General features: G+C 71.3%; 18 protein-coding genes. 12 read left to right on the forward strand and 6 right to left on the reverse strand.

The genetic code is table 11. The annotated features are described in order from the left end of the window. Positions 1-40: 40 nt before the first annotated feature. Entirely contained in the window at positions 41-394 is a 354-nt protein-coding gene (locus DLJ58_RS17790; RefSeq protein ID WP_225855057.1) for a hypothetical protein, read from the forward strand. 102 nt (positions 395-496) lie between these two features. Here the strand turns inward: DLJ58_RS17790 and DLJ58_RS17795 are convergent, their stop codons facing one another. After that, positions 497-1,276 (reverse strand): D-Ala-D-Ala carboxypeptidase family metallohydrolase, encoded by a 780-nt coding sequence (locus tag DLJ58_RS17795; RefSeq protein WP_124857837.1) that lies wholly within the window; start codon positions 1,274-1,276, stop codon positions 497-499. A gap of 305 nt (positions 1,277-1,581) precedes the next feature. Here DLJ58_RS17795 and DLJ58_RS17800 point away from each other — a divergent pair, with 305 nt between their 5' ends. Then, entirely contained in the window at positions 1,582-2,220 is a 639-nt protein-coding gene (locus tag DLJ58_RS17800) for a DUF6642 family protein (RefSeq protein ID WP_124857839.1), read from the forward strand. A 41-nt stretch (positions 2,221-2,261) separates the two neighbouring features. Next, complete coding sequence (locus tag DLJ58_RS17805; RefSeq protein ID WP_124857841.1) at positions 2,262-2,726, forward strand: PPOX class F420-dependent oxidoreductase; 465 nt, start codon at positions 2,262-2,264, stop codon at positions 2,724-2,726. Between the two features lie 23 nt (positions 2,727-2,749). Here DLJ58_RS17805 and DLJ58_RS17810 read toward each other — a convergent pair whose 3' ends face one another. Both DLJ58_RS17810 and DLJ58_RS17815 read right to left on the reverse strand, forming a co-directional pair. Further along, positions 2,750-3,391 carry an NAD(P)-dependent oxidoreductase gene (locus DLJ58_RS17810; RefSeq protein WP_124857843.1) on the reverse strand — a complete coding sequence of 214 codons (642 nt, stop codon included), beginning with the start codon at positions 3,389-3,391 and terminating at the stop codon, positions 2,750-2,752. Positions 3,392-3,443: 52 nt separating this feature from the next. After that, complete coding sequence (locus tag DLJ58_RS17815; RefSeq protein WP_124857845.1) at positions 3,444-4,676, reverse strand: serine hydrolase domain-containing protein; 1,233 nt, start codon at positions 4,674-4,676, stop codon at positions 3,444-3,446. Positions 4,677-4,772: 96 nt separating this feature from the next. Here DLJ58_RS17815 and DLJ58_RS17820 point away from each other — a divergent pair, with 96 nt between their 5' ends. The 3 genes from DLJ58_RS17820 (at position 4,773) to DLJ58_RS17830 (ending at position 6,942) form a co-directional block, all read left to right on the forward strand. Further along, positions 4,773-5,366, forward strand: a complete 594-nt coding sequence (locus DLJ58_RS17820) for a pentapeptide repeat-containing protein (protein WP_124857847.1) — start codon at positions 4,773-4,775, stop codon at positions 5,364-5,366. 284 nt (positions 5,367-5,650) lie between these two features. Continuing rightward, a complete protein-coding gene (locus DLJ58_RS17825) occupies positions 5,651-6,499 on the forward strand; it encodes a hypothetical protein (protein ID WP_244218996.1) in 849 nt (282 codons plus the stop codon). Positions 6,500-6,612: 113 nt separating this feature from the next. Continuing rightward, complete coding sequence (locus DLJ58_RS17830; protein WP_124857851.1) at positions 6,613-6,942, forward strand: hypothetical protein; 330 nt, start codon at positions 6,613-6,615, stop codon at positions 6,940-6,942. 45 nt (positions 6,943-6,987) lie between these two features. Here DLJ58_RS17830 and dacB read toward each other — a convergent pair whose 3' ends face one another. Beyond that, complete coding sequence (dacB, locus tag DLJ58_RS17835; RefSeq protein ID WP_124857853.1) at positions 6,988-8,580, reverse strand: D-alanyl-D-alanine carboxypeptidase/D-alanyl-D-alanine endopeptidase; 1,593 nt, start codon at positions 8,578-8,580, stop codon at positions 6,988-6,990. A 67-nt stretch (positions 8,581-8,647) separates the two neighbouring features. Further along, complete coding sequence (locus DLJ58_RS17840; protein WP_091393624.1) at positions 8,648-9,364, reverse strand: MIP/aquaporin family protein; 717 nt, start codon at positions 9,362-9,364, stop codon at positions 8,648-8,650. A 49-nt stretch (positions 9,365-9,413) separates the two neighbouring features. Between DLJ58_RS17840 and DLJ58_RS17845 the strand changes: the two genes are divergently transcribed. Further along, complete coding sequence (locus tag DLJ58_RS17845) at positions 9,414-10,547, forward strand: NAD(P)-binding domain-containing protein (protein WP_244218997.1); 1,134 nt, start codon at positions 9,414-9,416, stop codon at positions 10,545-10,547. A gap of 192 nt (positions 10,548-10,739) precedes the next feature. Beyond that, positions 10,740-11,021 (forward strand): adhesin, encoded by a 282-nt coding sequence (locus DLJ58_RS17850; protein ID WP_124857855.1) that lies wholly within the window; start codon positions 10,740-10,742, stop codon positions 11,019-11,021. An 8-nt stretch (positions 11,022-11,029) separates the two neighbouring features. On the opposite strand, the gene DLJ58_RS17855 is transcribed toward DLJ58_RS17850, so the two are convergent. Next, positions 11,030-12,100, reverse strand: a complete 1,071-nt coding sequence (locus tag DLJ58_RS17855) for a beta family protein (RefSeq protein ID WP_208741177.1) — start codon at positions 12,098-12,100, stop codon at positions 11,030-11,032. A gap of 91 nt (positions 12,101-12,191) precedes the next feature. On the opposite strand from DLJ58_RS17855, the gene DLJ58_RS17860 reads away from it, so the two are divergent. The 4 genes from DLJ58_RS17860 to DLJ58_RS17875 all read left to right on the forward strand — a co-directional run. Next, the gene (locus DLJ58_RS17860; RefSeq protein WP_124857857.1) at positions 12,192-13,070 is read left to right on the forward strand and encodes a sulfotransferase domain-containing protein; all 879 of its coding nucleotides are present in this window, start codon (positions 12,192-12,194) and stop codon (positions 13,068-13,070) included. A 273-nt stretch (positions 13,071-13,343) separates the two neighbouring features. Then, positions 13,344-13,736, forward strand: a complete 393-nt coding sequence (locus DLJ58_RS17865; protein WP_091397116.1) for a cupin domain-containing protein — start codon at positions 13,344-13,346, stop codon at positions 13,734-13,736. 42 nt (positions 13,737-13,778) lie between these two features. Next, positions 13,779-15,578, forward strand: a complete 1,800-nt coding sequence (locus DLJ58_RS17870) for a glycoside hydrolase family 15 protein (protein WP_124857859.1) — start codon at positions 13,779-13,781, stop codon at positions 15,576-15,578. Positions 15,579-15,835: 257 nt separating this feature from the next. Further along, a partial coding sequence (locus tag DLJ58_RS17875; protein ID WP_244218998.1) for a DUF1080 domain-containing protein occupies positions 15,836-16,526 on the forward strand: 691 nt, incomplete at its 3' end.

Consider the following 16,526-nt stretch of genomic DNA (forward strand, 5'->3'; position numbering starts at 1 on the left):
GTCGACGGATCCCATCGATCAGGTACTGGGTGAGGTGCCAATGCCGGCACCACTGACCCCGGAGGATGTCCGGCTCGCGGTCCGGGCGGTGGTCGTGCACACCGCCGAGGAGTGGCCCACCGGGCCGCTGTGCCGCAACGACGGCGCCTCCTACCCGTGCCGGCTGCACCGCTGGGGGCGTCGGGTGTTGGAGACACACGGGCTCAACGAGCGCCAGATCGAGGCATTGATCCGGCATGGCAATCCGTTCGTGCACGTGCCGTTCCCGTTCACGGCGACCGGGCCGTCGCGGCAACAGGCCGCGCGGGTCGTCCCCCAGGGGGTACGACCCACCGCTGCTGGCCGGCCGGTGACTCCCCCCGTCACCGCGCCGCGCTGGCCCCGGGCGAGCTGAGCGCGCTACCCCTCCGCCCATCCGACCCGGGGCGACACGACGTCGGCCCGGCGCGAAGATTCCCCCTCCGCGTCGGGCCGACGTCGCTCTGAGCGGGTGGGCTCAGTTGCCGACCCCGCAGTCCGGGGCGGACCAGCTCGTCGTGTTCGAGCTGTCGTCCCTGTTGTTCTCCCGACGCGAGTCGACGTGCACGTGGTCGTCGTGGTCGGGGTAGCCCGGCCCGTAGATCCCACTGAAGCCGTTGTTACGGGCGCCGCGGGCGACCTGGCACAGCGAGGACGTCCGTGAGGTCACGTCGGCAGCGTTGCCGTACAGGTGTTGGCTGTCGGACGCGCCGCCGACCTGGTTGTTGCAGGCGCGACTGCGGAACCCACTCGACACGTAGAGCGGCTTGTCACCGAGGCCCTTGCGCAGCGCCTCCAGCTTCCACATGGTGCGCAACGCGTTCTGCTTGGTCTGGTTCGCCGACAACGGGCCGCCGCTCCACCCGCTCCCGCCGCAACCGTTGTCCAGTTCGCCGTAGCTGAAGTGTGCGGGCGTGCAGTCGTTGTCCTGGAGTTGGTACAGCTTGGCGAAGGTCTGTGGGCCGGCGATGCCGTCGGCGCGCAGCCCGTACGCCTGCTGGAACCGCTTGACCGCGGCTGCGGTCTTCGGCCCGTAGCGGCCGTCGTTCTCCACGATGTCCCGGTAGCCGGCCCACCCGGCGACCCGAATCTGCAACTGGCGGACGTCGTCGCCGGAGCGCCCCTGGGTCAGGGTGCGGTTCCAGGTGTAACAGCCGTCCGCGTACGCCGCCGGTGCGGCGATCACCGTGGCGATTGCGGCCCCGGGCAGTGCCAGGGCGAATGCGACGGCGACCCGCTTCAAGGTGTTTACGCGCACAGAAGTCCTCCCGATAGGAGAGCGAATGGGGTGGCTCCAGGACATCGACCGAGAAGTCCCGTGATTTCCACCCTCGCACTGATCAGTGCGGTTGGAGGCGGTTAACGAGAATCGTGCTCACAATCCGCTGTGCCTGGGTATTGGCTGGGAATTCGGCTGATTTGCGAAACAGCCATTCCCGGCCGATCACCCCTCCTGCGGTCAAGGGCACCGAACGTCGCAATCTGTCACACGGAGGGTGATGTTCCCGGGGCGGTGGCGGCCGGTAACGTCAGCTCCGGGGCGGCGGACTGGCGGAGGTGCGCGTGGCACGCGGTGGCGTCTTCTGTGTCGAGGGTCAGTGGCACCGTGACCTCAACGAGCGGGGCTCGGTGCTGCCCACGCTGGAGCTGCTGGAGCGGCTGGGCAAGATCCGCTTCATCCACAAGGACGCGGCCACCCGCGACGAGTTGTTCTACTTCCTGGACCGTTGGCTGCTCAAGCAGTACGCCGACCACCGGGTCGGCTTCTTCGCCATGCACGGTGAGCCGAGCCGGCTCTGCCTCACCGACTGGCAGTCGGTGGAGTTGAACGAGGTGGCCGAGTTGATGGCCGGCCGCGCGGAGGGGCGGCGACTCTACTTCGGCAGCTGCTCGGTGCTGCGCGCCTCGGACGCGGTGCTCCGCGAGTTCCTGGAGGTCACCGGAGCCGCTCTGATCTGCGGTTTCACCCGGGAAGTCGACTGGGTCGAATCGGCGGCCTTCGAAACCGTGCTCCTCGACGTGCTCGCCAACGGCCAGCGACACAATGCGGCCGAGCTGCGGATGGGCTCCGCCCACTGGGCGCCGCTCGCGTCGTACCTCGGATTTCGGGTGATCTACGCCAACGGTCGGGCCTGGCGTCCGTCCGGCCGTCCCCGGGTGCCCACCCAGGCGGTGCACCGCGCCGCAGCCCCACCCCGCTGACCCGCCGCCGCCGCTGGGCCCGCACCTGGTAGGAACGGGGAATGGCACCCAGCATCGCAAGGAACACCCGGGTCGACCGGGACGGCCTGCTCGACTTCCTCCGGCCGCGACACCGCGTCGTGCTGATGACCACCCGGGCTGACGGGCGACCGCAGTCCTCCCCGGTCTCCGCCGGGGTCGACGGGCAGGGGCGGCTGGTCGTCTCCACCTACCCCGAGCGGGCCAAGGTGAGCAACCTCCGCCGCGACCCCCGGGTCTCGGCCTGCGTGCTCAGCGACGACTGGAACGGCCCCTGGGTGCAGATCGACGGCACCGCCGAGGTGCTCGACCTGCCAGACGCGCTGGAGCCGCTGGTCGAATACTTCCGCAGCATCTCCGGTGAGCACCCGGACTGGGACGACTACCGGGCGGCGATGGTGCGTCAGGGTAAGTCGCTGATCCGGGTCACCATCGACGCCTGGGGTCCGATCGCCACCGGTGGCTTCCCGGCCCGCCTCGCCGACTGACCGCGGCTGGCCCCGCACCCGGGTCAGTACGCGGCGGTGAAGCGGGCGTTCGGGTGTCGCGGCTGCTCGATCTCGTCGACGATCGCCACCGCCAGGTCCTCATAGGTGAGCACCGAGCGGCCCTGAGCATCGGTGACCGGCTGGTCGGTGCCGGTGCGGTAGTGCCCGGTGCGAGCGCCGGGGTGGAATTCCAGCGGGGGTGGCGAGACATACGTCCAGCTCACCCCGTCGGCCGCGGTGCGGTAGTAGTCCAGCGCGTCCGCCTGGCCCAGCGCCGATTCCCGGTACTCCACCGGGAAGTCCGGCTCGTCGAGAATGCGGGTGCCGCCCGGGGTGAGCAGGGTGGACCCGCCGCCCAGGTGGATGATCCGCGGTGCGGCCGGCATTCCGCGCAGCGTGGTCACCAGGTTCTCCGCCGCGTTCCGCCACAGCTCGCGCTCGCCGCCACCGATTGCCACTACCACCGCGTCGGCGTCCGGCGCCAGCTCCCGGACACTCCGCTCGCTGGTCGCGTCGCCGGTGACCGTCCGCACCCCCGACGGCCAGTACGAGGTGGCCTCCGGGCGGCGGACGGCGGCGATCACCCGGTGCCCCCGGTCGACCGCCTCGGCAACGACCCGCGAACCGGCGGTGCCGCCCGCGCCAAACACGACGATGGTGCTCACCAGCTCAGGCTAGGGACTGGGCCAGCTCCCGGTTGGTGGAACGACGATCCCGTCAGTCGATCAGGGCGGCGTAGACGAGCTGGCGCAGCTGGGAGCGGAGCGGGTAGGTGCTCGACGGCATGAGCTGTGTGAACAGCAGCGCGGTGATCTCCTCGGCCGGGTCGACCCAGAACGCGGTGCTGGCCACCCCGCCCCAGTAGTACTCGCCGACGCTGCTGGGCACCCGGCTGGGGATCGGGTCGTCGACCACCGCGAAGCCGAGGCCGAAGCCGATCCCGTCCAGGGTGGTCTCGGCGAAGCCGCCGGTGGACAGGGTGCCCAGGTCCTGCCCGCCGGGCAGGTGGTTGCGGGTCATGAACCGCACCGTGCGCGGCCCGAGTAGTCGGACGCCGTCCAACTCGCCGCCGCGCAGCAGCAACTGCGTGAATCGGTGGTAGTCGGCGGCGCTGGAGATCAGGCCGCCACCGCCGGAGAGCAGCGCCGGCTTGCTGAACGCGAGCGACCCCAGGCTGTCGTAGCGGACGGCCCGGCCGCTGCGCGGTTCCGGCACGTAGAGCGCGGCCAGCCGGTCGGCCTCGTCGCCCTCGGCCCACCAGCGGGTGTCGGTCATGCCCAGTGGGCCGAAGATCCGGTCGGCGAAGAACGCGTCGAGGCTCTGCCCGGAGATCACCTCGACGAGTCGGCCGAGCACGTCGGTGGCGACGGAGTAGCCCCACGCCGAGCCGGGCTGAAACAGCAGCGGCAGCTCGCCGAAGGCCGCGCAGGCGCCGGCCAGGTCGACGTCCGCCGGCGGGTACAGGTCGTAGCCGGCGGCCCGGTAGAGCCCGTCGACCACCGAGGTCTGCATGAAGCCGTACGTCAGGCCGGCCGTGTGGGTGAGCAGGTGCCAGACCCGGATCGGCTCGACCGCCGGCACGGTGTACGGCTTGAGCGCCGACCCCTTGGAGTAGACCCGCAGGTCGGCGAACTCGGGCAGCCATCGGCTGATCTCGTCGGTCAGCTCGAACCGGCCCTCCTCCCACAGCATCATCGCCGCGACCGAGGTGACCGGCTTTGTCATCGAGTAGATCCGCCACAGGGTGTCGGCCTCGACCGGTGCGCCCGACTCCCGGTCGCGCAGCCCGTACGTCGAGGAGTGCGCCACCTCGCCGCGACGGGTGACCACCACCTGCCAGCCGGCCAGCCGGCCGTCGTCGACGTACCGGCCGAAGTGCTCGTCGATCCGCGCCAGCCGCGCCCTGTCGAAACCGATCTGATCCGGGTCCTTGCTCCGAGCCACACTCACGCCGCCGAACGTACTCGCCGGTACACCGACACCGGAAGGGGGCAGGCACCGGCCCGCCGGCCGTCGACTGTCGGCGGCGCCCACTAACCTGGCCGGATGCCGGAGTTGACCGAGGACGTGACCTTCCGCAACGAGGACTGGTACGGCGAGGAGCTGACCGACCGGCACTTCGTGGGTTGCGAGTTCTTCGGGGTGGACCTGACCGAGGCGGTGAGCAGAGGCTCGGTCTTCACCGGCTGCACGTTCGGCAACGTGGCGTTCAACGCCTCCCGACATGTCGACTCCGCCTTCACCCGTTGCGTGTTTCGGCGGTGCAACTTCTTCGAGGCCGAGTTCACCGGCTGCAAGCTGGTCGGCAGCACCTTCAGCGAGTGCGATCTGCGCCCGTTGACGGTGGACGGCGGTGACTGGTCCTTCGTCGCGTTGCCCGGTGCCGACCTGCGTGGTGTCCGGCTGACCGGGGTGCGCATGCGCGAGGTGGACCTGACCAGAGCCAATCTGACCAGTGCTACGGTCACCGGTGTCGATCTTTCCGGGGCACAGCTGACCAACGTCCGGCTCGGCGGCGCCGACCTGCGGGGCAGCGACCTCACCGCGCTGGACCCGACGGTCGTCGAGCGAGCCGGTGCCGTGATCGACGTCGAGCAGGCCGTGGTCGTCGCGCAACTGCTCGGCTTCCGGATCGGCTGACCCGAGAAGGCGCTGCTGGTCTGCCGAAGTGCCCGTCCGGAGCGGCCGGGTTGTCCGACAGCGTCCCATTGTGGGCTGGACACGTCCGGCAGTCCGGATCTAGCGTGTCGTCCACGCCCGGGTAAACGTGAAACTGCCCACAGTGGATGGTGTGGTCCTCGGCGGTCCAAAACGGCCGGGTGGCGGAGTTGGAGGGGTCGGTGGCGGACGAAGACCGCACGCGGGCTGGTTCGAGGGCAGGCGACGCGCCGCCGAAGCACCGTCCGCGTGCCATTACCGCCGGGGTGACCCGCAGGGTGTTGCGCCGCGCCCGACGGCGGCGGCGCTGGGCGGTGGAGGGAGCCGCCGTACTCGTCTGCCTGGTGATGTTGGTCTCGTACCTCGCCACCCGGTCCGCTCCGGCGCCGGACGACGACCAGGCGGGTCCGGGGGGCGTGTCCGCTCGTCCCCCCGGTCTCCCGGCCGCCGACGGGCGCACCGGCGAGGCAGGGCCGGCGACGCCCGGTCTGCGTCCGCGCCAGCGCCCGCCCTCGCCGGACCCGACGCCGTCAACCAGCGAGCCCGCCCCGCCACCGGCGAAGCCCGGTGCGCCCGCGCTGACGGTGAGCCGGGGCGAGATGCCCGCCATCGTCGACCTCACCGCCGTGGGCGCCCGGGACTGGGTGCACTGGGGGGAGCGCGGCGGCAGGTCGACGAACCGCAAGCGCTCCGGCTCCGGCGAGATCATCGACGGGGGTGGCCCAGGCCGGCGGGTCGGCTGGGACGGCAACCAGGAGTACGTGCGCTGGGCCGACGGCACGCCGGAGCGGTCGACGAACGGCAGCTCCAACGGCGTCTACGCCTGCGGCGCAGGGAACGGGTTCAGCCTCGCCGTCGCCGGCAGTGGTGAGCCGCGCACTGTCCAGCTCTACGGTGGCATCTGGATGGCTCGGGGGCGACTGGAGGCGCGGCTGTCCACCGGCGGGCCCGCCAGCACCGCCCACCTGGAAGACCCGTACACCAGTCAGAGCGCCCAGTTCACCATCCGCTTCACAGTGCCGAAGGGCGCCCGGCTGCTGCTGAACTGGACCGTCGAGAAGGTCTTCACGCCGCACTGCGGCAACGTCGGCCTCCAGGCCGTGACGGTGCGTTGACTGACTGATCGCTGCGCTTTCGGACAGCGGGACAGTTTGTCCGTCGCGGACTGTCGAATGCGTCGTAACTTTCTGCTGTCCCCATCCGACCATCCAGTGTGGAGGCAGCGGAGATGAGCAGCAGCACCGCCCACCGCGTCTGTCGTGCCGCTTCGTCCGGCACCGGTGAAGCGTCCGGGGAGGTTCTTCGCGACATCCCCCTGCCGCCGTACGTGACGGGCGAGGACACCCAGTTCGCCGTACGGGCGGTGGTGGTGCACGCCCCCCGACGGTGGTCCGGGGGTGTGGTCTGCCGTAACGATGCCAGCCCGCACCCGTGCCGCCTGCACCGCTGGGGCACCCGGGTGCTGGCGCTGCGCGGGCTGCGGGCCGCTGAGATCGCCGCGCTCATCGAACGTGGTGACCCGACGGCGGTGGTCCCCCCACCGGACCGTCCGGCCTGAGCGCTCGCTGGGCCGGGAGGCGCGAACGCGCCTCCCGGCCGTCGCTCAGCAGGTGATCGGTTTGACCCAGGAGCACTCGACGCCCTCCGGGGTGCGCGGCGTCTCCGGCACCGCCGGCCGCGCCACCCGTGCCGACGACGCACCACCCTCGCGGAAGCCGGCCAACGCCACGGCGATCTGGTCCTCGAGCGACTTCACCGAGGCCGTGAGGTAGTTGTTCAGCAGGATGGAGAACGCCAACAGTCGACCATCGGCGCTGGTGACGTAGCCGGAGAGCCCGGAGACACCGGTCAGGCTGCCGGTCTTGGCGTGCACGTTGCCTGCGGCCGGCGTGCCGGCCATCCGGCTGCGCAGGGTGCCGCCGACGAACCGCTCGGGCTGACCGGCGATCGGCAGCGCCGCGTACCAGGTCGCGAACCACGGTTCGGCGCGGACGGCGCTCAGCAGGTCGACGAACTCCGTCGCCGGGATCAGATTGCGCCGGGACAACCCTGAGCCGTCACGCTGGCGCAGTTTCCCGGTGTCCATTCCGCTGTCGGCGACATACTCGCTGATCGCGGTGAGACCGGCCGTCCAGGTGCCCGAGCCGGAGAGCACCCGGCCGATCTCCTTGGTCAACACCTCGGCGTGCCCGTTGTTGGACAGCTTCAAGAACGGCGTCATCAACTCGCCCAGGCTCATCGAGTCGTGGCGTGCCACCGGGTGGGCCCTCTCCGGGGTGGGCTGGCCGAGCACGGTCCGGCCGAGCACCCGGATGCCGTGACGGTGCAGCGCTGCCCGGAACACGTCGGCCGCGTAGCCGGTGGGTTCCCAGACGGTGACCCAGTCGCTGGCGGGCTCGTCGCCGACGGCGATCTGACCGGTCACCACGACGGTGTTGCCGCCGTGCTCACGCTCGATCGAGATCGAGGTCTCGCCGTCGCTGACCGTCTGGGCGCGGTTGTCGACGCGGACGTACCCGGTGGCGGGGGTGGTGGTGACCACCGGTGGGGCGCCGGCCCGGTCGGCCGGTGCGGCGTGCACGATCACGGTGCCCGCGTCGTAGTCGGTGTCCGGGGCCACGGTCAGCGCGGAGACCTGGGCGGCGTAGTAGTAGGGCTCGTCGTCCCAGGTCCAGTCGGGGCCGAGTCGGGTGCGGTCGTAGCGGGTGTCGTCGGCGACCAGGTTTCCGGTGACCACCCGTACGCCGTCGGCGGCGACCTGCGCGGCGAGCGCGTCGTAGTCGGCGGCGAGCATTGTCGGGTCGCCCCCGCCGCGCAGGTAGAGGTTGCCGGAGAGCAGGCCCGCACGGCGCTTGCCGCTCGCCCGTACGTCGGTGCTGAAGCGGTGGCCCGGGCCGAGCAGCTCAAGGGCGGCCGTCGAGGTCAGCAGCTTGGTGTTGGACGCCGGAACCAGCCGGCGGTCACCGTTGCGGTCGTAGAGCGTCTGTCCCGTGCTGGTGTCGACCACGACCACCGACGCCTGCGCGCCGGCCAACCGGGTGTCGGCGAGGATCGTGTCGATGGTGGCACGCAGGTTGGTCGTCGCGGGGGTGGGCGACTCGGCCGTGGCGCCGGGCGCGGCGGCGGTGGCCCCGGTGGCGACCAGCGCGACCAGCGCGACCAGTGCGAGGGCCCGGGGAAAGTGACGGCGATGCATCTACTGATGCTGTCATGGAGATATTCGCCAGAGAAGGCCCTCAGGCGAAAGTTATTGCCGTCTGGGGCTACTTCGGCCCACCGACCGTCTTCTCGTGGCCACCCCAGTAGTGCCGCTGCGCCCCCATCACCAGTGGTGCGACCAGCGCGGCGAGCGCCCCGCCGAGCAGCGGGAAGACGATGAACACCCAGAGCTGCCGTAGCGCCACGCCGCCCTCGAAGACCGCCGGACCGAACGCGCGGGCCGGATTGACCGCCGCGCCGGTCAGCGTCACACCCACCAGTTGGGTCACGGCCAGGGCCAACCCGATGGCCAGCCCGGCGGTGCCCGGATTTTCGCTCCGACTCGTCACCACCAGCACGACCAGCACGAAGAGGAAGGTCAGCACGACTTCCAGCACGGCCGCCCCGCCCCGGTTGATGTGCGCGCCGTAACCGTTCGTGCCCAGGGCCCCGGTCTGGTCCGCTACGTCACCCCATCGGGTGAGCGCCCAGAGCACGAAGCCCGCGACGGTCGCGCCGACGAACTGCGCGATCCAGTACGCCACCGCCCCGAGCACCGAGATCTTGCCGGAGAGCAGCACACCGAGCGTCACCGCCGGGTTGACGTGGCTGCCGGAGAGCGGGCCGATCGTGTAGACGAGGGCCACCATCACGAACCCGAAGGCCAGCGCCACCACCACCACGCCGCCCTGGACCCGTGCGGCGACCGCGCTGCCCACCCCGAAGAACACCAGCAGCAGGGTGCCGAGGAACTCGCCCGCGTACCGACGGAAGTCGCTCATTCACTCAGCGTAGGCGCAGGTCAGGTGATCGAGGCCGGAATGGCCGGCTGTGACCGGGGCGACGGTCGAGGGCGGGCACAGCGGTGACATCCGGGGCGTTGTAGCCCACGTGGACATCCACTCCGCGGACGTCGTGGTGATCGGCGCCGGTCAGGCCGGCCTGAGCGCCGGCTATCACCTGCACCGCACCGGCTTCGCGCCCGGCAGCGGCTTCGTCATCCTCGACGCCGACGACGGGCCCGGCGGTGCCTGGCAGCACCGCTGGCCGACGCTGGTCTTCGACCGGGTGCACGGCTTCCACGACCTGCCCGGGCTGCCGCTCCCGCCCACCGACCCGAAGCGCCCGGCTTCCGAGCAGGTCCGCGCCTACTTCGCCGCGTACGAGAGGGCCTTCGACCTGCCGGTGCGGCGGCCGGTGCGGGTCCGGGCGGTGCGCTCCCGCCCCGACGGCCGGCTGGATGTGCACACCGACCGGGGCACGTGGACCGCCCGAGCCTTGATCAACGCCACCGGCACCTGGACCCGACCGTTCTGGCCGCACTACCCGGGCCGGTCGACGTTCCGGGGACGCCAGTTGCACACCGCCGACTACCGAGGGCCGGCCGAGTTCAACGGCCTTCGCGTGGTGGTGGTCGGCGGCGGCACCTCGGCCGTGCAACTGCTCGGTGAGGTCTCCACCGTCGCGGCGAGCACCACCTGGGTGACCCGCCGGCCGCCGACGTTCAACGACGAGGAGTTCGGCCCGGAACTGGGTCGCGCCGCGGTGGCCCGGGTGGACCAGGCGGTCCGGGCCGGCCGACCGCCGGGCAGTGTGGTGGGCGTGACCGGGCTTCCGGTCACCCCGGAGGTACGCCGACTGCGCGAGCGCGGCGTCCTCGACCGGCTACCCATGTTCGACCGGATCACGCCCGACGGGGTGGCCTGGACGGACGGGAGGTTCGTGCCGGCGGACGTGATCCTGTGGTGCACCGGCTTCCGGGCGGCCATCGACCACCTCGCCCCGCTGGGGCTGCGCGCGCCCGGCGGCGGTATCACGATGGACGGCACCCGGGTGGTCGCCGACGCGCGGGTTCACCTGGTCGGATACGGCCCCTCGGCCAGCACCATCGGTGCCAACCGGGCCGGTCGCGCGGCGGTCAACGAGATTCGCGCCTGGCTGGCGCCGGCCGCCGCTCTCCACTGACCTGGCTCTATTTGACGGATGCTCGGCCAGCGGGCACGGTGGGAGTGACGGGGCCGTCAGCTGCCCCGATTTCGATGCGACGGCGATGACCGCTCGCCCTCTGTCGCCTCCCACGTGTGCTCGTACGCGGGCCGACTGTCCGGTCCGCGCGGTATCCGACCGCGAGCCGAGAATCCACGAGGAGTTCCAGCAATGCTCACCATGACCGATAACGCCGTGCTCGTCATCCGTGACCTCGCCAACCAACAGGACGTCGCCCAGGACGGCGGTGTGCGTATCGCCGCCGACGCCGAGGCGGGCTCGCTCACCGTCGAGCTGGTGCCCGAACCGGTACAGGGCGATCGGGTGGTCGACAACCAGGGCGCCCGGATCTTCCTGGACGAGGACGCCGCCGAACTGCTCGGCGACGCGTCGGTGGACGCCACCGTCGACGACGAGGGCGTCATCCAGTTCGGCTTCACCGAGAAGCAGTAGAACCGGCTTCACCGCAGCGATCGTCCCCGCTGTGGTGGTGGCCCCTGCCCGGGGTGCCACCGCGGCGCGCCGTCGCCGGCTGGATGCAACAGCGTGGCGAGCACGTGGGCCAGGTGGTGCGAGGTGCTCCACGCCGTCCAGTTGGCGGTCGAGCCGGCCCCGGCCCCCCGGCGCGCCCGGCGCAGCAGCTCGTGGTCACCCCAGGAGAAGGCCGCCCCGGTGGTCGGCCAGTGCGGTGCCGACACCAACGTGCGACACAGGTCGGCGAACCGGTCGTCGCCTCGGCCGCCGCGTCGCGCCCAGCGGTAGACCCACCAGCTGCCGTCGTCGGTGTAGCGCACGGTCGGCAACCGGTCGCCAGGGTCACCGGTCCCCGACCCGGCCGGGTGGACGCCGTAGTCGCCGTAGTCGACCCCGGCGTCGGCCAGTCGTCGCCACAGTTGCCAGTCCCAACGGTCCAGATGGACCGGCTCGTCGGTGGGCAACCGGGACAGCGTCGGCGGCATGCCGCCCGCCGCCACCGTCACCGACTGCCAGGCGTGTCGGCGCGCCCAGTCCAGCAGGTGGCGTACCCGGGGCTCGGCGGCCCGCACGTCCGCCGGGCAGCAGACGTCCCCCGCGTCCACCAGCAGGTCGCACTCCTCCGGGGCGAGGCTGGTGAACCGCCAGATCCGTTCCACCGCGGTGGTGCTCGCATCCGGCCCGGCCCGGTCCTGGCCGGCCCGCAGCCGGATGAGCGCACGTCGGCCGTACGCCCGCGCCGCCGCGCCGTGCGCGACCAGCCGGTGGTCGCTCTCGGAGAGACCGATCACCGGCACCACCGGTACGCCCCAACGGGTCAGCTCCGCCTCGGGGAGGTCGGGCAGTGCGCTGACGTCGACGGCGGGCAGCAGCCCGGCCGGCAACCGGCGGATGGCGTCAATCGTGGACCGACCGATCGCGTCGATCTCCAGGATCGGGGCGACCAGTGTGGCGTACGCGGGATCGAGGTGGCTCAGGGCCTCAAGCTCGCCTCGTCGGCTGGCAAGGATGGGGCGGTAGACCGGTGCCGCCGCCCGGCCCCCGTGGGCGGGCACCATAGTTCAATCTAGCCAGGCGTACGCACATCCCCCAGGAATGTAAGCCGGAATTCGGCTGCTCGACTGTCGGTTCGGCGACTACCATCCACCGATGCCCACGCCAGTTCACCGTTACCGATCCGACGAAGAGGACAGCGCGCGGTGGACCGGTTTTCCGTTCCGTGACGGCGACATAGTGATCAGCACCCGGTCGAAGAGCGGCACCACCTGGATGCAGATGATCTGTGCGCTCCTGGTGCTGGGCACCCCGGAGTTGCCGGCGCCGCTGACCGTGCTGTCGCCGTGGCTGGACTGGTTGGGCGAGCCCCAGGCCACGGTGTACGACCGGCTGGCCGCCCAGCCACACCGGCGGTTCATCAAGACGCACACCCCGCTGGACGGGGTGCCGCTCGACCCTCGGGCGCACTACGTGGTGGTGGCCCGGCACCCGCTGGACATGGCGGTCTCCCTCTACCACCAGAGCGCCAACCTGGACCGGGTGCGCATCGCCGAGTTGACCGGCCGCCCCGCCCCGGCCGGGCCACCCCGAGAGCGGCCTCCGGTGCGGGAGTGGTTGCTGAGCTGGGTCGACCGGGAGGTGGACCCCCGCGCCGAGCTGGATTCGCTGCCCGGGGTGCTGATGCACCTGAGTGACGCGTGGGCCCGCCGGCACGAGCCGAACGTCGAGCTGGTGCACTACGACGACCTGCTGGCCGATCTGGGTGGTGAGATGCGCCGGTTGGCCGACCGGTGGCAACTCCCGAGCCCGGGGCCGGAGTTGGTTGAGGCCGCCACCTTCGGTCGGATGCGGGAGCACGCCGACCGGCTCGCGCCGGACACGCTCGGCGTGCTGCGTGACCGGCAGGCGTTCTTTCGCCGGGGAGGCTCGGGTCAGGGACGTGACCTGCTCGACGAGGCCGGTTTCGCCCGCTACCAGCAACGGGTCGCGGCGCTCGCTCCGCCCGACCTGCTCGGCTGGCTGCACCGCTGAGGCCAGTTCTTGTGAAACAGGCCTAGGCCCCCGGGCGCACAAGAGCGCACGGCGCCGTTTCGACAGTGGTCGGAACGTCGCCGTGCTCTGGCCGTCTCCCACCACCGCAGCCGTTCGGCGGTACGTCGGCGGGGACCTGGCTCGACCGGGCGTTCGCGCCGGTCAGCGTTGTCGATCCCCGGTCCGCACGGATCCAAACCCGCCGGCGGTGGGGAATTCCACCATTTGCCAGTCCCGGCGTGACGCGCCGCCGGACGGGGTAAGAGCGTGGACATGGAGCATTTCACTATCGCGACTGTCGCCGAGAAGAGCCCGGACTTCCGGCGCGTGCTGTGGACCGGTGAGCACACCCAGCTGGTCATCATGACCATCCCCGCCGATGGGGAGATCGGCGAGGAGGTGCACGAGGACATCGACCAGATCCTCACCTTCGTGAGCGGCGTCGGCGAGGCGCGGGTCGCTGGCGCGAAGCGGAAGGTCGTCGCGGGCGACCTGGTCGTGGTGCCGGCGGGCACCAAGCACAACTTCGTCAACACCGGTCCCAACCCGCTGGTGCTGTACACGGTCTACGGGCCGCCGGAGCACGCCGACAAGGCCGTGCACAAGACCAAGGAAGAGGCCGACGCGGCCGAGGCGGCGGGCGAGGACGAGCCACCGACCGAGTGATCCGTACGGCCTGATCCGGGCCGATGCGGGTACCCCCGGCGGGTGGAGCAGCAGCCGCAGATTTCCGACTACGGGTTTCTCTCGGACTCTCGTTCGGGTGCCCTGGTCGGCAAGGACGGCTCGATCGACTGGTGGTGCCCGCACCGGTTCGACGGGTCGTCCGTGTTCGCGCGGTTGCTCGACCCGGGAGCCGGTCACTTCCGGCTGGCGCCGGTCGGGGTCGGTGGCCCGGGTCACCGGGTGGAGCGCGCGTACCTGCCGGACACGTTGGTGCTGCGGACGGTGCACCACACCCCGCACGGCAGCGTGGCGGTCACCGACGCGCTGGCCGCCGAGGTCGGTGCCCGCGCCCACGAACTGGGCAAGAACTCACCCGCCGTACTGATCCGGGTGGTCAAGGGGCTCTCCGGGCGGGTGCGGATGGCGTTGGACTTCGCGCCCCGCCCGGAGTACGGCCTGCTCACGCCGTACCTGCACGAACAGCCGGACGGCGGGGTGCTGGCCGGCGCGGGCCCCATGGTGCTGGTGTTGCGCGCCGGGGGTCTGCACCTGCGGGCGGGCACCGACCGGGTGACCCACGAGTTCGAGGTCTCCGCCGGCCAGGTGATCGGGATGGACGTCGCCTTCGGCGCGGCGTACGGCGACCCGCCGGCCCGGATGGACCCGCTGACCACCCTCGCCGAGACGACGCAGGCGTGGCGGGCGTTCCGGGAAACGCACGGGTACTCGGGCCGCTACCCCGAACTCGTCAAACACAGCTCGACGGTCCTGACCGGCCTCACGTACGCCCGCAGTGGCGCGGTCGCCGCCGCGTTGACCTCGTCGTTGCCGGAACAGATCGGCGGCGACCGGAACTACGACTACCGCTACTCCTGGTTGCGGGACTTTTCATTGACGATGCGGGCGCTCTGGGTGGCGGCCTGCCCCGACGAGACGTCCCGGCTGTTCGCCTGGGCGACCCGCTCGATCGGCCGGTTCGGCGATGAGCCCGTGCCGGTGCTCTTCGGGCTGGAGGGGGAGCGTGACCTCTCCGAGCACCACTGCGATCACCTGCGCGGCTACCGCGACAGTCGACCCGTGCGGGTCGGCAACGACGCCTGGCGGCAGCGGCAGCTCGACGTGCCGGGTGAGGTGATGTCGGCGGTGTGGCGGCTGCGCGACTACCTGGGCGCGCGATTCGAGGACGAGCTGCAGGAGATGGTGCTCGGGCTGACCGAGCAGGTGGCCGCGACGTGGCGCCTGCCGGACCGGGGCATCTGGGAGACCCGCGACGAGGAGCGCCACTACGTCTCGTCCAAGGTGTCCTGCTGGCTGACCATGGACCGGGCGGTGGGGCTCGCCGACCGGCTCGGTGATCGGGCCGACCCCCGTCGCTGGGCGCGGGTACGCGACGAGATCCGCGACACCGTGTTGCGCGAGGGGTGGAACGAACGGATCGGGGCGTTCACCGGCGCTTTCGGATCGGCGGAGCTGGACGCCTCGGTGCTCGCCCTGCCGGTCACGCACTTCCTGCCGGCCACCGACCCGCGGATGCGCTCGACGATCAGGATGGTCGAGCGCGAGTTGGGCACCGAGGGCGGCCTGCTGCGGCGTTGGACGACCGACCCGGCCGGCTTCCTGCTGTGCTCGTTCTGGCTCGTGGAGTGTCTGGTGATGACGGGTGAGCCTCGGCGCGCCGAGGCGCTCTTCGAGCGGGTCGTCGGGTACGCCAACGACGTGGGGTTGTTCAGCGAGCAGATCGAGCTGTCCACCGGGATGCAGCTGGGCAACATGCCGCAGGCGCTCTCGCACATCGGGCTGATCAACGCGGCCTGGCGGATCACCGAGCCGGAGAGCTACTGATCGGTCGGCGTTGTCTCCCGGCCGGAATCCTGCAACAGACCTGCAAGCGCCAGGCATTGACGCTGATGGTTGGACGGTCCTAGCCTCGGAGGCGTGGGAAAGGCCTTTCCCAGGGCTTTGGTCCCGCTTCACCCCGCCTCGGATCCGGGCATCCGACGGAGGGTGCACACCGATCCCGTTCAGCGCAGCACACCGTGCGAACACGTCTCGGTACGGCGGCCGAGGGATCACCACCACATGCGTCAAGGAGGACACCTGTGCAGAAAAGACGACTCTCCGGCCGCCGACCACTCCTGCTGGCGGTGGGCGCCGGGGTGACCGCGGCGGCCCTCGCCGCCGGCATGACCTCGGCCTTCGCGGCCACCGTCTTCAGCGACGACTTCAACGACGGCAACACCTCCGGCTGGTCCAAGTCCGGCGGCACCTGGACGGTCGACGGCTCCGGCGTGCTCAACCAGTCCAACGCCGGCAGTGAGCTGGCCCGCCAGTTCGCCGGCCAGACCAGCTGGACCGACTACTCCGTGCAGGCCCGGGTCAGGCCGACGAGCTTCGGCTCGTCCAGCGCACTGGTCGGGCTCGCCGCCCGCTCCACCAGCAGCACCAAGATGTACCGGCTGGCTCTGCTCGGCTCCGGCCGGGCCGAGCTCCAGGCGGTCAACGGAAGCTCCGTCACGGCGATCGGTTCCGCCGCGCTGGGCATCGGCACCGGCACCTGGTACACACTGCGCATCGAGACCAGCGGCAGCACCGTCCGCGGCTTCGTCAACGGCACCCAGATCGCCTCCGGCAGCAACAGCCTGGCCGGTGCGGGCCGGATCGGCCTGGTTACCGCGTACGCCAGTGGCGGCTTCGACGACGTCCTGGTCGACTCGTCCGGCGGCGGCACCCCCACCACACCCCCACCGACGAAAGAGCCGGAGCCCGGGATCGTGGCGTCCACCTTCTGGC

Origin of the sequence: Micromonospora arida (assembly GCF_003857035.1) — a bacterium.
GTDB lineage: Bacteria > Actinomycetota > Actinomycetes > Mycobacteriales > Micromonosporaceae > Micromonospora > Micromonospora arida.

Bases quoted from the DNA above. Each gene is read 5' to 3' on its own strand.
- DLJ58_RS17790 (WP_225855057.1), top strand. From the start codon at position 41: ATGCCGGCACCACTGACCCCGGAGGATGTCCGGCTCGCGGTCCGGGCG.
- DLJ58_RS17805 (WP_124857841.1), top strand. From the start codon at position 2,262: ATGGCACCCAGCATCGCAAGGAACACCCGGGTCGACCGGGACGGCCTG.
- DLJ58_RS17820 (WP_124857847.1), top strand. From the start codon at position 4,773: ATGCCGGAGTTGACCGAGGACGTGACCTTCCGCAACGAGGACTGGTAC.
- DLJ58_RS17830 (WP_124857851.1), top strand. From the start codon at position 6,613: ATGAGCAGCAGCACCGCCCACCGCGTCTGTCGTGCCGCTTCGTCCGGC.
- dacB (WP_124857853.1), bottom strand. From the start codon at position 8,580: ATGCATCGCCGTCACTTTCCCCGGGCCCTCGCACTGGTCGCGCTGGTC.
- DLJ58_RS17840 (WP_091393624.1), bottom strand. From the start codon at position 9,364: ATGAGCGACTTCCGTCGGTACGCGGGCGAGTTCCTCGGCACCCTGCTG.
- DLJ58_RS17850 (WP_124857855.1), top strand. From the start codon at position 10,740: ATGCTCACCATGACCGATAACGCCGTGCTCGTCATCCGTGACCTCGCC.
- DLJ58_RS17855 (WP_208741177.1), bottom strand. From the start codon at position 12,100: ATGGTGCCCGCCCACGGGGGCCGGGCGGCGGCACCGGTCTACCGCCCC.
- DLJ58_RS17860 (WP_124857857.1), top strand. From the start codon at position 12,192: ATGCCCACGCCAGTTCACCGTTACCGATCCGACGAAGAGGACAGCGCG.
- DLJ58_RS17865 (WP_091397116.1), top strand. From the start codon at position 13,344: ATGGAGCATTTCACTATCGCGACTGTCGCCGAGAAGAGCCCGGACTTC.